This window comes from Micromonospora sp. NPDC005298, assembly GCF_040607375.1.
Lineage (GTDB): Bacteria > Actinomycetota > Actinomycetes > Mycobacteriales > Micromonosporaceae > Micromonospora.
Genome location: NZ_JBEXGP010000021.1, coordinates 28,642 through 42,940, shown reverse-complemented (window position 1 = coordinate 42,940; position 14,299 = coordinate 28,642). Strand labels below are relative to the sequence as shown.

Annotated in this window: 13 protein-coding genes; 9 read left to right on the top strand and 4 right to left on the bottom strand. The window is 73.3% G+C overall.

The window, feature by feature from the left end; genetic code table 11:
* Positions 1-66 precede the first annotated feature (66 nt).
* The 6 genes from ABZS77_RS23885 to ABZS77_RS23860 all read left to right on the top strand — a co-directional run bounded on the left by ABZS77_RS23885 (position 67) and on the right by ABZS77_RS23860 (position 5,361).
* Complete coding sequence (locus ABZS77_RS23885) at positions 67-522, top strand: SRPBCC family protein (protein WP_354826678.1); 456 nt, start codon at positions 67-69, stop codon at positions 520-522.
* A 31-nt stretch (positions 523-553) separates the two neighbouring features.
* A complete protein-coding gene (locus ABZS77_RS23880) occupies positions 554-1,234 on the top strand; it encodes a hypothetical protein (RefSeq protein WP_354826675.1) in 681 nt (226 codons plus the stop codon).
* A 77-nt stretch (positions 1,235-1,311) separates the two neighbouring features.
* Entirely contained in the window at positions 1,312-2,259 is a 948-nt protein-coding gene (locus tag ABZS77_RS23875; protein WP_354826672.1) for an ROK family glucokinase, read from the top strand.
* 12 nt (positions 2,260-2,271) lie between these two features.
* Entirely contained in the window at positions 2,272-2,976 is a 705-nt protein-coding gene (locus ABZS77_RS23870) for an endonuclease/exonuclease/phosphatase family protein (RefSeq protein WP_354826670.1), read from the top strand.
* A 116-nt stretch (positions 2,977-3,092) separates the two neighbouring features.
* A complete protein-coding gene (locus ABZS77_RS23865; RefSeq protein ID WP_354826667.1) occupies positions 3,093-4,487 on the top strand; it encodes an NAD(P)-binding domain-containing protein in 1,395 nt (464 codons plus the stop codon).
* A gap of 79 nt (positions 4,488-4,566) precedes the next feature.
* Positions 4,567-5,361 (top strand): alpha/beta fold hydrolase, encoded by a 795-nt coding sequence (locus ABZS77_RS23860; protein ID WP_354826936.1) that lies wholly within the window; start codon positions 4,567-4,569, stop codon positions 5,359-5,361.
* Positions 5,362-5,370: 9 nt separating this feature from the next.
* Here the strand turns inward: ABZS77_RS23860 and ABZS77_RS23855 are convergent, their stop codons facing one another.
* The 3 genes from ABZS77_RS23855 to ABZS77_RS23845 form a co-directional block, all read right to left on the bottom strand.
* Positions 5,371-6,852 carry a trehalose-6-phosphate synthase gene (locus ABZS77_RS23855; protein ID WP_354826665.1) on the bottom strand — a complete coding sequence of 494 codons (1,482 nt, stop codon included), beginning with the start codon at positions 6,850-6,852 and terminating at the stop codon, positions 5,371-5,373.
* Between the two features lie 159 nt (positions 6,853-7,011).
* On the bottom strand, positions 7,012-7,863 hold the full coding sequence (locus tag ABZS77_RS23850) for a DUF308 domain-containing protein (RefSeq protein ID WP_354826663.1): 852 nt from the start codon (positions 7,861-7,863) through the stop codon (positions 7,012-7,014).
* Between the two features lie 369 nt (positions 7,864-8,232).
* Positions 8,233-11,757 carry an adenylate/guanylate cyclase domain-containing protein gene (locus ABZS77_RS23845; RefSeq protein ID WP_354826661.1) on the bottom strand — a complete coding sequence of 1,175 codons (3,525 nt, stop codon included), beginning with the start codon at positions 11,755-11,757 and terminating at the stop codon, positions 8,233-8,235.
* 162 nt (positions 11,758-11,919) lie between these two features.
* Here ABZS77_RS23845 and ABZS77_RS23840 point away from each other — a divergent pair, with 162 nt between their 5' ends.
* The gene (locus ABZS77_RS23840; RefSeq protein ID WP_354826658.1) at positions 11,920-12,117 is read left to right on the top strand and encodes a hypothetical protein; all 198 of its coding nucleotides are present in this window, start codon (positions 11,920-11,922) and stop codon (positions 12,115-12,117) included.
* 75 nt (positions 12,118-12,192) lie between these two features.
* Here ABZS77_RS23840 and ABZS77_RS23835 read toward each other — a convergent pair whose 3' ends face one another.
* Positions 12,193-12,885 (bottom strand): Crp/Fnr family transcriptional regulator, encoded by a 693-nt coding sequence (locus ABZS77_RS23835; RefSeq protein WP_007463121.1) that lies wholly within the window; start codon positions 12,883-12,885, stop codon positions 12,193-12,195.
* A 249-nt stretch (positions 12,886-13,134) separates the two neighbouring features.
* Between ABZS77_RS23835 and ABZS77_RS23830 the strand changes: the two genes are divergently transcribed.
* Together ABZS77_RS23830 and ABZS77_RS23825 are read left to right on the top strand one after the other, a co-directional pair.
* Entirely contained in the window at positions 13,135-13,632 is a 498-nt protein-coding gene (locus tag ABZS77_RS23830; RefSeq protein ID WP_354826934.1) for a polyadenylate-specific 3'-exoribonuclease AS, read from the top strand.
* A gap of 77 nt (positions 13,633-13,709) precedes the next feature.
* Positions 13,710-14,213: a pyridoxamine 5'-phosphate oxidase family protein gene (locus tag ABZS77_RS23825; RefSeq protein ID WP_354826655.1), complete on the top strand. Its 504-nt coding sequence runs from the start codon at positions 13,710-13,712 to the stop codon at positions 14,211-14,213.
* The last annotated feature ends 86 nt before the right edge of the window (positions 14,214-14,299 follow it).

Sequence of the window (14,299 nt, the reverse complement as noted above, 5' to 3'; positions counted from 1 at the left end):
GCCGTAGGCAGGGCGTGGCGGGGGCGGCGCGACACCTGGGCGGGGCCCGCCGGGTAGCCTCCCCCCATGGCGGACTCCTCCACCCAGTCGATCATCATCGGCGCGTCACCGGACCGGGTGGCGGCGGTCATCTGCGACTTCCCGCGCTACCCGGAGTGGACCGAGGCGGTGCGCCACGCCGAGGTCGTCGAGGAGTACGAGGACGGCTACGCCAGCCAGGTGCGGTTCACCATCGACGCCGGGGTGATGGCCGACGAGTACGTGCTGGCCTACGAGTACGCCGAGGACCTGTCCCGGGTCGAGTGGCACCTGGTCGCGCCGTCGAAGATGCAGAAGAGTCAGCGCGGCTCGTACGACCTGGTGGGCAATCCGGACGACAGCACCACGGTGACGTACACCCTCGAGGTCGAGCTGTCCGTGGGCATGCTCGGCATGTTCCGGCGTAAGGCCGAAAAGATGATCATGGACACCGCGTTGAAGCAGCTCAAGCGCCGGGTAGAAGCACCCGGTGCGGCGCAGTGACGCGTCCGGCGGCAGGGCGGAGGAGCCGAGGGTGAGCGGCACGGATCCGGGCTCGGCCCGGCAAGAGGCGGAACGGCTGGTCGCCACCCTGCTCGCGGGAGCGCGACTGGCCGCCGCCGGGTCGGCGGGCGGCGCGTCCGGCCCGCTGGGCGGCCTGCTGGCGGGTGTCCTCGGTCACAGTGGTGTTCCGCACACCGCCTCGGCCGGGACCGGCGGTTTCGCCACCGGATCCGCCGAATGCTGCGTCTGTCCGGTCTGTCGGGGCATCGCCGCGTTGCGGGACCCGAGTCCGGAGTTCGCCGAACGTCTGGCAACCGGCGCCGGCGACCTGGCAGCCGGCGTGGCCAGCCTGCTGCGTGCCTTCTCCCCGCCGGAGCCACCCCCGGCGAGCACATCCGACTCCGCCGCCCCGAACCGGCCGGCACCCGCCCCGACCAGCGACGACGAGGCCCGACGACCCGAGCCGGCCGACGCCGGCGACGATCACGTGTGGCGCGATGCCACCCGCACCGGGCATGATTCTCAGCCGGCGCCGGAGCGGGATGTCTGGTCGGCCGCCACCCGTACGGCGGACCCACTCGCCCCGCCCACCGCACCACCCGTCGACGACGCCGGGGCGGTGGCCGCACCGGCACCGACCAACCGACCCGTGGTGCCCGCGTCGCGGGTGCCCGACGACGCCGGCGCGGACGCACCGTGCGACGAGGCCTGACCGCGGGACATCCCGACCCGGACCGACGTCCTCGTCGGCGCGTGGGCCGGACAGCACAGCAGAGGGGAGCGGCAGCGGTGACGCTGACCATCGGAGTCGACGTCGGTGGCACGAAGGTGGCCGGCGGTGTCGTGGACGACACCGGCACGGTCCTCGTGCAGACCCGACGGGACACTCCCGCCGATGACGTCGGCAAGACCCGCGACGTCATCATCGAGCTGGTCGGCGAACTCGCTGCCGGGCGGACGATCGAGGCCGTCGGGATCGGCGCGGCAGGCTGGATCGACGCCACCCGCTCGACCGTGCTCTTCGCACCGAACCTCGCCTGGCGGGACGAGCCGCTGCGCGAGTACGTCGGCGCCGCCGTGGGTCTGCCCGTCATCGTCGAGAACGACGCGAACGTCGCCGCCTGGGCCGAGTTCCGTTACGGCGCGGCCCGCGACGCGGACGACTCCATGATCATGTTCACGATCGGCACCGGCGTCGGCGGCGGCATCGTCCTCGGCGGCGAGCTGATGCGTGGTGCGCACGGCGTCGCCGCCGAGCTGGGCCACATGCTCGCCGTGCCGGACGGGCACCAGTGCGGCTGCGGCCGGCTGGGCTGCATCGAGCAGTACGCCAGCGGCAGCGCCCTGGTCCGCTTCGCTCGCGCAGGCGCCCGGCAGGAGCCGGACCGGGCTGCCGCGCTGCTGGAGCTGGCCGGCGGCGAAGCCGAGGCGATCACCGGGCACATGGTGACCGCAGCCGCGCAGGGCGGCGACCCGGTCTCGGCCGAGGCGTTCGCCCAGATCGGCAGGTGGCTGGGCACCAGCCTCGCCGACATGGCGCAGATCCTCGACCCGCAGACCCTGGTCGTCGGCGGCGGTGTGATCGACGCCGGTGACCTGCTGCTCGGCCCGACCCGCCGGTCGTACCTCGACGCGCTGGCGCAGCGCGGCCGCCTGCCGGTGGCCGAGGTGCTCCCCGCCGAGCTGGGCAACAGCGCCGGGGTGATCGGCGCCGCCGACCTGGCCCGCCGGATCTGAGGCGGGGCACCGATGGGCGAGGCTGCCGGCGTACCGCTGCGCGCGGTGTCGTACAACATCCACAGTCAGCGCGACGACACCGCCGCGCTGGCGGCGGTGGTCCGGGCCGTGCGACCGGACGTGGTGATCGTGCAGGAGGGGCCGCGCCGGTTCCGGTGGCGGCAGAAGTCCGCCACGCTGGCCGAGTCGTTCGGCCTGGTGGTGGCCGCCGGCGGGCTGCCCGCGCTGGGCAACCTGCTGCTGACCAGCCTGCGCGTCCAGGTGGTCGGCACCCGCTGCCAGCGGTTCCCGTTGACCCCCGGCCGGCACCTGCGCGGCGCCGCGTACGCCGACTGCCGGGTCGCCGACGCCCGGTTCACGCTGGCCGGCTCGCACCTGTCCACCGACCCGGCGGAGCGTCCCGCGCAGGCCGCCGAGTTCAAGCGAGGGCTGGACGCGGCGACGACTCCGGTGCTCGCCGGCGCCGACCTCAACGAGGGCCCGGACGGTCCGGCGTGGGCCACTGTTTCGAGCGGGCTGACCGACGCCGCGGTGGCCGCCGACGCGGCGGACCGGCTCACCTACTCCTGCGCCGACCCCCGTCGACGCATCGACGCGCTCTTCGTCGACCCGCGGATCACCGTGGTCGACTACGACGTGGTGGACACCCCGCAGACCCGCCGGGCCAGCGACCACTTCCCGGTCCTGGTCGACCTGCTGCTGCCCACCACCGGCTGACCCCCCACCGGCCCGGGACCCGCCGATCGGTCCGCGCCGGCGCTGGACATCCGGCTCCGATGTGGAGAGGATTTCGCGGCGACCGGCACGCGTGCCGCACAAAAGGAGATGCCCCGGTGTCCACCTCCACCGACCACGGCCGGCCCGATCCGTCCGCGCAGGGCCGCGACGCCGCCCCGGTCTCCGACCGGGGAGACACGGTCTGCGTCATCGGGGCCGGGGCCAGCGGCCTGACGGCCATCAAGAACCTGCGCGAGCACGGGTTCGGCGTGGACTGCTACGAGCGGGAGACCGGCGTCGGTGGCGCCTGGAACTGGCGCCACGACCGCAGCCCCGTGTACGCCAGCACCCACCTGCTGTCGTCGAAGCCGTTCACCCAGTTCCCCGACTTCCCGATGCCGGACTCGTGGCCCGACTACCCGCACCACAGTCAGCTGCTCTCCTACTTCGAGCGGTACGCCGACCACTTCGACCTGCGCTCGCACATCTGGTTCGGCACCGAGGTGGTCCGGGTCGAGCCCGCCGAGGGGGACCGCTGGGACGTGACCACCCGCTCCACCGGCGGGTACGGTCCGGAGCGCACCTCCCGGTACGCCGCCGTGCTGATCGCCAACGGTCACAACTGGTCGCCGAAGTTGCCCCGCTACGAGGGCCTCGAAGAGTTCCGTGGCGAGATCATGCACGCCTCGTCCTACAAGGACCCGGCCCAGCTGCGCGGCAAACGGGTGCTGGTGGTCGGCGCCGGCAACACCGGCTGCGACATCGCGGTCGAGGCCGCCCAGCAGGCGTCGCGCTGCTGGCACTCCAGCCGGCGCGGCTACTGGTACGCGCCGAAGTACGTGTTGGGCCGCCCCGCCGACCAGGTCAACGACGCGCTGCTGGCGCTGCGGGTGCCGTTGCGGGTGCGGCAGTGGCTCTACCACTGGACCCTGCGGCTGACCGTCGGCGACCTGACCCGCTTCGGCCTGCCCAAACCCGACCACCGGGTGTACGAGACGCACCCCATCGCGAACAGCCAGCTCGTCTACTACGTGGGCCACGGCGCCATCGGCCCGGTGCCGGACATCGCCCGGTTCCACCCGTACGCGGTGGAGCTGACCGACGGCCGTGAGATCGACCCCGAGGTGGTCATCTTCGCCACCGGCTACCTGCCGCGCTTCGAGTTCCTGGACGCGTCGGTGTTCGCCGACAGCGCCGGCGCGGGCCGGCCCACCCTGTGGCTCAACGCGTTCACCCCGGGGCATCCGACGCTGGCGGTGGCCGGTCTGTTGCAGCCGGACTCGGGGATGTTCACCCTGGCGCACTGGCAGACGGTGCTCTTCGCGCGGGTGTTGCGGGCCCGCCGGGACAGCCCGGAGCGCGCCGCGGCGTTCGCGCGGCGGGTGCGGGAGCGGGCGGGTGAGCGGTACTCCGGTCAGGTCAAGGAGAGCAGCCGGCACTGGTTCGAGGTCGGGCACGCCGACTACCTGCGCGCTGTCCAGCGCGCCCTGCACGACCTGGAGGCCAAGTGAGCGCGAGGAGTGAGCTTGCGAGCCCCGCAGTCGCGAACGGAGGGCCAGTCGAGTGAGCGCGAGGACCGAGCTGCGGATCATGCGGGGTCGGGAGTGGGCGCGGCCGGTCCGGCCGGCGCGGCGTGAGGTGCTCAGCGCCGTACCCGAGGTGGAGCAGGGGCGGCCGCCGCTGCTGTTCGTCCCCGGGTTCGGGCACGGCGCCTGGGCGTTCGCCGAGCACTGGCTGGGGCACGCGGCGTCGCGGGGCTTCCCGGCGTACGCGATGAGCCTGCGTGGGCACGGCGCCAGCGAGCCGGCGCCGGAGGCGACGTTGCGGGCGTACGCCCATGATGTGGTCCAGGTGGCCGCGGGCCTGCCGCGTCAGGCGGTGCTGGTGGGGCACGGCGCCGGGGCGCTGGTCGTGGCGCACGCGTTGGCGCGCTATCCGGCGCGGGGCGCGGTGCTGGTGGCGCCGGTCTTCGGCGGCTGGGGGTTGCTGGGCGCGGCGCTGCGCCGCAACCCGGCCGGGACGCTGCCTGCGGTGTTCGGCGGACCGTTGCGGCTCAACCGGGGGCAGTTGTTCAGCCGGGAACTGCCCGAGGAGGAGGCCCGCCGGTACGTCGGGCGGCTCGGTCGGGCCGGCCGACGGGCGCAGTGGGCCCTGCTGGGGGAGCCGGCGGCCGAACCGGCCGTGGGCGCGCCGCCGGTGCTGGTGATGGGCAGCCCGGACGACCGGGTGGTGCCGTCGTCGACGTTGACGCGGGTGGCCCGCCGGTACGGTTCGGCGCCGCTGCTCTTCCCCGGCATGGGGCACGACCTGATGCTTGACGCGCGGTGGGTGGAGCCGATCGACGCGATCCTGGACTGGTTGGAGAAGGAACCCGCAGCGCGCTGAGCTGCCCGGTCAGCCGCCGACGTGGTGGGCGGCCGGGTTGGCCCGGGTCACCGGGCGGGGCACCCGGACCGCGTCGTCGGTGCTGGCCAGGCGGCTCACCAGGGCGCCGGTCTCGTCAAGCGCGCTGAGGTAGGAGCGCGCCCAGGCCCGGATGTCGTGCTCGTGCAGGTGGGCGCGCATCGCCCGCATCCGTTCGGTGACGTCGGCCGGGCTGGCCCGCAGCGCCGCGCGCAGCCCCTGCTTGAGCCCTTCCAGGTCGTGCGGGTTGACCAGGTACGCCTGGGACAGCTCGGCGGCGGTGCCGGCGAACTCGCTGAGCAGCAGCGCGCCGTCGTCGTCCACCCGGGCGGCGACGTACTCCTTGGCGACCAGGTTCATCCCGTCGCGCAGCGGGGTCACCGCCATCACGTCGGCGACCCGGTAGAGGGCGGCCAGCTCGGCCCGGTCGAAGGGCTGGGTGAGGTAGTGGATGGCGGGTTCGCCGACCCGGCCGAACTCGCCGTTGATCCGGCCGACCTCACGCTCGATCCGTTCGCGCAGGATCTGGTACTGGCCGACGCGTTCCCGGCTCGGCATGGCGACCTGCACGAGGACGGTGTCGCGGACCTTGACGTCGCCGCTGGCCAGCAGTTCGCTGTACGCCTTGAGCCGCTGCTCGATGCCCTTGGTGTAGTCCATCCGGTCGACGCTGAGGATGACCTGTCGGGGATCGCCGAGGTCCTGGCGGAGCCGTTGGGCCCGGGCGGCGACGTCGGGTCGGGAGGCGAGCGCGGCCATCTCGGCGGTGTCGATGGAGACCGGGAACGCGCCGATGCGTACGACCCGGTCGTCGATACCGATCCGCCGGTCGGTGGCCGGCAGGTCCAGCACCCTCGTCACGAGCTGGGCGAAGTTGTGCGCGGCCTGGATCCGCTGGAAGCCGACGAGGTCGGCGCCGAGCATGCCGCGGAGCAGTTCGGCGCGCCTGGGGAGTTGCATGAACAGCTCCGGCGGCGGGAACGGCACGTGCAGGAAGAACCCGATGCGCAGATCCGGCCGCAGCGCCCGCAGTTGGCCGGGGACCAGGTGCAGGTGGTAGTCCTGCACCCAGACGACGGCGCCCTGCTCGGCCACCTCGGCTGTCGCCTCGGCGAAGCGCTGGTTGACCCGCTGGTACGCCTCCCACCACCGGCGGTGGTGCTGCGGTTGTTCGACGGCGTCGTGGTAGAGCGGCCAGAGGGTGGCGTTGGCGAATCCCTCGTAGTGGTCGCGGAGGTCGTCCTGGCTGAGGGCCACGGCGTGCATGCGGACGCCGTCCACGTCGGGTAGCGCGGGGGCCGGCCCGGTGCCGCCGGCCCAGCCGACCCAGGTCGCCGGGGTGTGTTTGAGCAGGGGGTGCAGCGCGCTGACCAGACCCCCTGGGCTGCGTCGCCACTCACAGGCCCCGTCGGGCGCCTGGTTGTCGTCGATGGGGAGGCGGTTGGCCACCACCACGAGGGAACTCTGTCGCATCTCGGGCATTCCGATCAGCAGAGGACTGACCGCCACGAGCAGGAGAAAACCGGTCAGTCAGCGGGGGAAGTGACGTACGGCGGTATTCCTACTGACAGTAAGTTACACCACTGTTACGCGCCGGGCGGGTCGGCGTCGTCCCGCGATGCGGGCCGGAGGTCAGACGACGGCACCGTTGTCCGGGTCGTCGTCCTCCTCGTCACCGGGGCGCAGCCGCCAGATCAGCGTGACGAAACCGGCCAGGATGCCGGTGAACCCGAACAGGGTCACCGCCGAACGGTCCACCGGGACCAGCGACGGGAAGAGGAAGAGCACGAACCCGACCACGACCGCGAGGATGCCCACCACCGCGTACTTGGAGATCCGGGGCAGCGGCGGTGGCGGCGGCGGGTGGTAGCCCTCGTCGTCCTCGTCGTCGGGCAGATCGGCGCCGAACGTGTCCAGCCCGTCGAGCAGCGACGGCTCGTCCGGACGGGTGCCCCGCCCCACCGAGATGCCGGAGATGTCGGTGGCGGACGGCAGCCGCCGGACGTCGGTGGCCGTCGGGCCGGGCTCGTCGACGCCGGTACGGGCCAGGGGGCCCGCGGCCGGCTCGTCTCGGGTGTCCGGTTCGTCCACGTTCTCCGAGGCCGGCCAGGGGTGCTCGCCGGCCGTCGAGGTGGTGTGGAAGCCCGCCACGATCCGCGCCCACTCGGCGTCGATGTCCGGTTCGCCACGCGCCGGAGGCTGCTCCGGGGACGTCTCGTCGGCGAGCTGGGTCAGGTAGTCCCGCGCGGTGGTCAGGTGCGAACGGTCGACGTACAGCCGGTCGACCGGACGGGCCGGGACTGTGGTGGTGCGGGTGACCGGGTTGAGATCGGCCGAGGGTTGCAGGTACGCGGCGATGCCACCGGCGGCCAGCACGTCGAGCAGGTGCTCGCCGACGCGTGGATCGACGTCGCCGACGACGGCGTACTCGCTCGCGTCGAGCCCGTTGTCCCGCCGACCCCGGCGGGCCCCACCCGCTGACACCCGGACATCCTCCTCAACGCGCCCTGCGGCGCGGCCACCCGTCCCCGTCGACGTCCGTACGCACGCCGTGCTCTGAATCGTGACACGTCAGGGGCCGGTTCCGGGAGTGCGTTGTGTCGCGTCTTGGAAAGTCGCGGCTGCCGCCGCAGGTCGCGGCGGGCCCCCGATGTCCGTTCTTGCGCGACACGTGCGATCTCGGTGACCGCCGCCGGCCGCGCGGGCGCGCCCCGACCGCCGTCGTACAAGACCGGGCCCGCCCGGGAGCGGCGCGCCGGCGGCCGCGACCCCGCAGGCGACCCGGCGGCCCGCCGGCTCAGCAGGCGACCCGGCGGCCCGCCGGCTCAGCAGGCCACCCGGCGGCCCGCCGGCTCAGCAGGCCACGGCCGGTCCGGCCGGGCTGATCGGCCGCCCCGCGAGAGCCAGCAGGCCGGGCGCGTCGTTGCGCAGCGCGAAGGTGCGGACCTCGGCGCGCGGCGCCCGGGCGGCCGCCGGGTCACCAGCACGGCTCAGCTCCGCCGCCGCCAGCGCCAACGCCAGCACCCGGTCACTGACATCGGGAATCCGCCCGTACGTCTCGGCGGCGGCCAGGTGCAGCTCGGCCGACCGCCGGTGGTCGCCGTCGGCGGCGGCCAACGCGGCCGTCACGGTCCGCAGCGCCGCCTCCGACCAGGGAGTGCGATGCTCGACCCGGCCCAGCATCGCCCGGACCCGCACCGCCGTGTCCCGGCCGGCCAGGGCGGCGCCGTACGCGGCCGCCGCGATCCACTCCCCGCTGGCCAGGGCCGGCACCGCCGACCAGGACCGGTCCAGCTCGTCGATCAGCGCCGCCGCCTCGTCGGCGCGACCCTGCAACGCCCGGCACAGCGCGGCCATGCCCAGCATCGTCCAGCGCAGCCGGTGGAACCCGCTGCGTCGCGCGGTGTCCAGGGCGTCGTCCAGGTCGTCCGGGTCCTCGTCGTCGCGCAGCACCAGCAGGCAGCAGCGCAGACCCCGCACCTGCATGTCCCAACTGCCGGTGGGCGTGTCCACGAACGCCTCCGCCGCGGCGAGCAGCCGACCGAAGTCGCCCTCGAACCAGGCGCGCATCGCCTCCGCCGAGTAGCTCGTGGTCAACGTCTGGCCGCTGGCGGTCCGCGCCGGCGCGGCCGACAGCAGGGCGTCCGAGCGCAGCCAGTCGCCCTCCTCGCGGATCGCCCAGGCGAGGTTCTGGGTGGCGCGGGGCAGCGCCAGCAACTGACCGGCCCGGCTGAACTCGACGATCGCGTGCAGCTCGTCCAGGCCGACCCGGTCCCCGGCCTGGTAGCGGGCCGTCGCGGCGGTGATCCGGGCGTTGGTGCGGGTCTCGGTCAGGCCCAGCCGCTCGGCGATCTCCGCGGCGATCTCCGCCGCCACCACGGACTGGTCCCGCTCGTAGTTGAGCATGTGCAGCCGGCCCAGCTCCGCGTACGCGTCCGCCTTCTGCGGGGTGTCCGGCAGCGACTCGAACAACTGCACGGCCCGATCCAGACAGGCCAGGGCGTCGGCCCGGTCGGCCCGTAGCCAGGCGGCCTGCCCGAGCAACGTCCACGCCCGGGCCGCGCACGCGTCGTCGCCGTGCGCCAGCAGCCGCCCGGCGAGCGCGTGCACCTGCTCCGGCCCGCCGCCGGAGAGGAACGCGTTGCCGTCGCGGTAGAACGAGATCTCCGTGCTCAGGAGTTCCAGTTGGAGCCGACCGACCGGGTCGCTGTCGTCGGCCAGGCCGAGCGCCCGACCCGCGTGTGCGGCCGCCGCGTCCAACCCGTGCAGGGCGTACGCCCGCCGGGCCGCGCGGTGCAGCGCCTGCCGGGCCGGCGCGGCGTACCGGCGGACCTCCATGCCGAGGGAGCGGGCGATCTCGTGCGCCGCCCAGCGGTGGTGCGCGAGCACCTCGGCCAGGTCGGTGTCGCGGCTGTGCGACAACGCGTCGAGCCAGTCCGCTGCCCGCTCGTGCCGTGCCACCCGCTCGGTCCGCGGCAACCGCTGGTAGCAGACGTCGCGTACCAGCACGTGCCGGAACCGGAACTCCGCCTGCCCGGCCATCGTGGACGCGGCCTGCTCGTGGACGAAGTCGCGCTGCTCCAGCCGGCGCACCGAACGTTCGACCGACTCCACCTGCTGCCCGAGGGCGGCGGCCACCGCGCCGGGCCAGAACTGCACCCCGACCACCGAGGCGGCCAGCAGCACCGCCCGGTCCTTCGCGTCGAGCAGGTCCACCCGGTTGGCGATCACCGCGTGCACGCCCTCCGGCATGGTCAGTTCGAGATGCTTGTCGAGCGACCAGCCCCGCCCGGACTGGCGTAGCGCGCCCTGCTCGATGAGCATCCGGACGTACTCGTGGGCGTACAGCGGGTTGCCGCCGGCCACCTCGATGAGCGGGCTCAACATGTCGGCGGAGAACGCCGCCTGACCGAACAGGTGCGCGTACAGCGCGGCGATCCCGGTGTCCCGCAGCGGCGGCAGGGTGATCGTCACCGAGCCGGTGATGGTGCCGGCCCAGCTCGGGTCGCGGTCGACCAGCTCCGGACGGGCCGTGCACAGCAGCAGCAACGGCACCTCGCGGGCCGCCGACCCGAGCAGCTCCACGAACCGCAGCATGGCGTCGTCGGCCCAGTGCAGGTCCTCGAAGACCAGCACCGTGGGACGGCGGGCGGCCAGCGCCAGCAGGAAACGCCGCCACGCCGACTCGGCCTCCTCGGCCGGCAGCGGCGTGCCGGGCAACCCGACCAGCGGGCGCAGCGCGTCGACCACCCGGTCCCGTTCGCCCGGGCCGATCAGCTCGCCGACGGCAGCGGCCAGCCGCTGCGCCGCGCTGGCGGCCGGGTCGGTGTCCAGGATGCCGGCCTCGGACTTCACGATGTCGGCGAGCGCGGCGAACGTGACGTTCTCCCCGAACGGCGGGCAGCGCCCGATACGCCAGGTCAGCGGTTCGTCGACCAGCCGGCCGGTGTGCCGGTACAACTCGCGCAGCAGGCGGCTCTTGCCGATGCCGGCCCGCCCGAAGATGGTCACCACCTGCGGCAGCCGGTCCCGCAGAGACCGGTGCAGGGCGTTGACCAGCATGCCCAGCTCGTGTTCCCGGTCGACCAGCGGCGTGGCGTCCGGTTCCCGGTCGGTGGGCTGGCGCCGCAGCGGGGACAGCGCGAGCCACACCTCGGTCGGCGAGGACCGGCCGCGCAGGGTCACCGGCGGCTGCTCCTCGTAACGGATCGCGTCCTTGGTCAACGCGTGCGTGGTGCCGCACACCAGCACCCCGCCCGGCGGCGCGACGGACTGCATCCGCGAGGCGGTGTTCACCACGTCCCCGGCCACGATCGCCTGCCCGCCGTCGCGGGCGGCGGCCACGTCGACGAGCGCCTCGCCGGTGGCCACCCCCACCCGGAACCGCAGTTCGGTGCTGCCGGTCGGCGCGAACCGGGTGAGCACCCGTTGCAGCTCCAGCCCGGCCCGTACGCAGCGCAGAGCGTCGGTCTCGGTGGCGATCGGCGCGCCGAAGAGCGCCATCACCGCGTCGCCGATGTACTTCTCCACCACCCCGCCGTACTGGCCGACGACCCGGCGGGCGGCGGAGAAGAACCCGGTCTGCATGCCACGGACCTGCTCCGGGTCGGCCCGCTCGACGTACGGCGTGAAGTCGATCAGGTCGACGAAGAGCACGCTCACCCGGCGGCGGTCCTCCTGCGGGGTGACCGCGGCGGGTCGGTCCGCGCCCGGCCGGGGCGACCCGCACGAGGTGCAGAACGTGACGTCGGAGGCGAGTGGACGCAGGCAGTGCGGGCAGACCGCACCCAGTTCGGCGCCGCAGCCACCGCAGAAGCGGTCGCCGTCGGCGGCCGTCCGTCCACAGCGCTCACACTGCGCGGCGATGACACCCTCCACTGGCGAAGCCGGTCGACGCCCACCGGCGCCGCCTGGTAGGAGTATCGCCGCCGGCGAACCTGTCAGGTACCAGCCTGTTGGCTTGCGGACAGTCCATCAGGGCAGATGCGGACTACATTCAGTCAGCCACATGTCGATCAGCGACCAGAGGGGGACAGGTCAATGGTGTACGTCAAGCTGGAGAGCGACTGGACCGACGGCAACGGGGTCAGCCACTCCGCCGGCGAGTCGGTGGACGTCGACGCCGCCACGCTCGCCACGCTCCAGGCCGAGGGCATCGTCATCGAGCAGTCCCACGGCCCGAGCGGTGACGGCAAGGGCCCGGACAAGTGGGCCGGCCCGGGCAGCTCCGGGGCCTGAACCAGCCTCGGTGACGCGTCGACGCGGCCGGGTCGCCCACGGGTGACCCGGCCGCGTCGTATGCGTATGGGTGGGTCAGCGGTCGTTCATGCCGGCGCGCCGGCGCAGCGCGGCCACGTCGGTCACCACGATCCGGCGGCCCTCGGTGCGCAGCCATCCGCGACTGGCGAACGACCCGATCGCCTGGTTGACGCTCTGCCGGGAGCCGCCGGCCATCTCGGCCAACTGACTCTGGTTGAGCTCGATCGTGATCATCGGCGCCTGGCTCTCGCCGGCCAGCCGGACCAGTGTCTTGGCGACCCGGCCGGGCAGGTCGAGGAAGACGTGGTCGGCGTTCTGCTCGGTGAGCCGGCGGATCAGCCCGCCGAGTGACCGCATCACGGCGTCCAGGATGCGCGGGTTGGAGTGCACCAGCTCCATGAAGGCCCCCCGGGAGAGCGCGAGGGCCGCGCAGTCCTCGATGGCCTCGGCGGAGGCGGACCGGGTGGACGCGTCGAGCAGGGAGACCTCGCCGAGCACGTCGGGTGGACGGATGACCGACAGTACGGCCCGTTCACCGGTGGGCGCGGTACGGAAGACGGCGACCGCGCCGCGGCGCAGCACGATCAGCGACTCGCCCGGGTCGTTCTCCACGAAGAGGAGTTGACCTTTGCGGTAGGTGCGCGGAACGGCGGCGGCGATGACGCGCTGCCGCACCTCAGGCTCCAGCCCGGCGAACATCTCGACACCCGTGAGCGCGTCACCCGGCTCCGGTAGGCGCATCTCCACGGCCCAACCCCTCCCCGGTCATGGACCACAAACTCGCTCACCGGGTGAACCTGATGGCCCTGAAAGGTGAACTGACACCGGTTCGGCGTCCGGTAGCGGTACACATCAGATCATGACGGTCCGGTCGCTTGCTGTACACCCCTCGAAGCACTTCCGTGACCGTCGCCAGCTGCGGCGTACCCCTCGTCGCCCACCTCGGTCGGCCCCCCGCCGGGCACCGCCGCGCGGCGGTGGGCGAGGATGGCCGGAATGGTCTACCGCTACTTCTACGACTGCGAGTTCATCGAGGACGGCCGGCTCGTCGACCTCGTGTCGATCGGTGTCGTCGACGAGTACGGCCGCGAGTTCTACGCGGTCTCCACCGAGTACGACGATTCCCGTGCCGTGCCCTGGGTGCGGCGCAACGTGCTGGACAAGCTGCCCTCGCCGGCCGACCGGGCCTGGCGCTCGCGTGAGCGCATCCGCGACGACCTGTACGACTTCCTCATGGAGCCGATCCGGGACCGGCCGGGGGAGCAGTTGGAGCTGTGGGCCTGGTACGCCGCGTACGACCATGTGGTGCTCGCCCAGCTCTGGGGGGCGATGCCGGCCCTTCCCCGGGAGATCCCCCGGTTCACCAAGGAGCTGCGTCAGCTCTGGGACGACCGTGGCCGACCGACCCTGCCGGACGCCGACGCGGCCCGGCACGACGCCCTGGTCGACGCCCGGCACAACCTGGCCCGCTGGCGGGCGATGACGTCCCGCTGACAGTCGTCGTACCTTTGCAGGTTTGACCGGTTCTGTCCCGGGCATCGGTTCGACCAGTCGAGCCGAGGGAGAGCGCCATGAGCAAGCAGCCGACCAACGCCACCGAGGCACGCGCCCGGGTCACCGAGCTGGTCCGCGAGGCGCGGATCTGCATGCTCACCACGACCGCCGTGGACGGGCGGCAGGTGAGCCGACCGATGGGGCTTCAGGAGGCCGGGTTCGACGGGGACCTCTGGTTCTTCGCCTCCGCCGACTCGGCGAAGGTGCGCCAGATCCGGGTGAATCCGGAGGTCAACGTCTCGTTCTCCGACCAGAAGCACAACGCCTGGGTGTCGGTTTCGGGCACCGCCAGCGAGGAGTTCGACCGGGCCCGCGCCGAGCGGCTGTGGAATCCGCTGCTCAAGACGTGGTTCCCGGACGGGCTGGACACCCCCGACCTGACGTTGATCAAGGTGCACGCCAGCTCCGCCGAGTACTGGGACTCGCCGAACAGCACCGTGGTCAACCTGTTGGGGTTCGCCAAGGCCGCCGTCACCGGCCAGCCGCCGGAGGCGGGCGAGAACCACGAGGTGAGCTACTGACCCGCCGCCGTCCCGGGGCGCGCTGTCATCGCACAGGTAGGCCGACTACAGTGCGCAGTGACGGCCCGCCCCGGGCCGGCAACGGC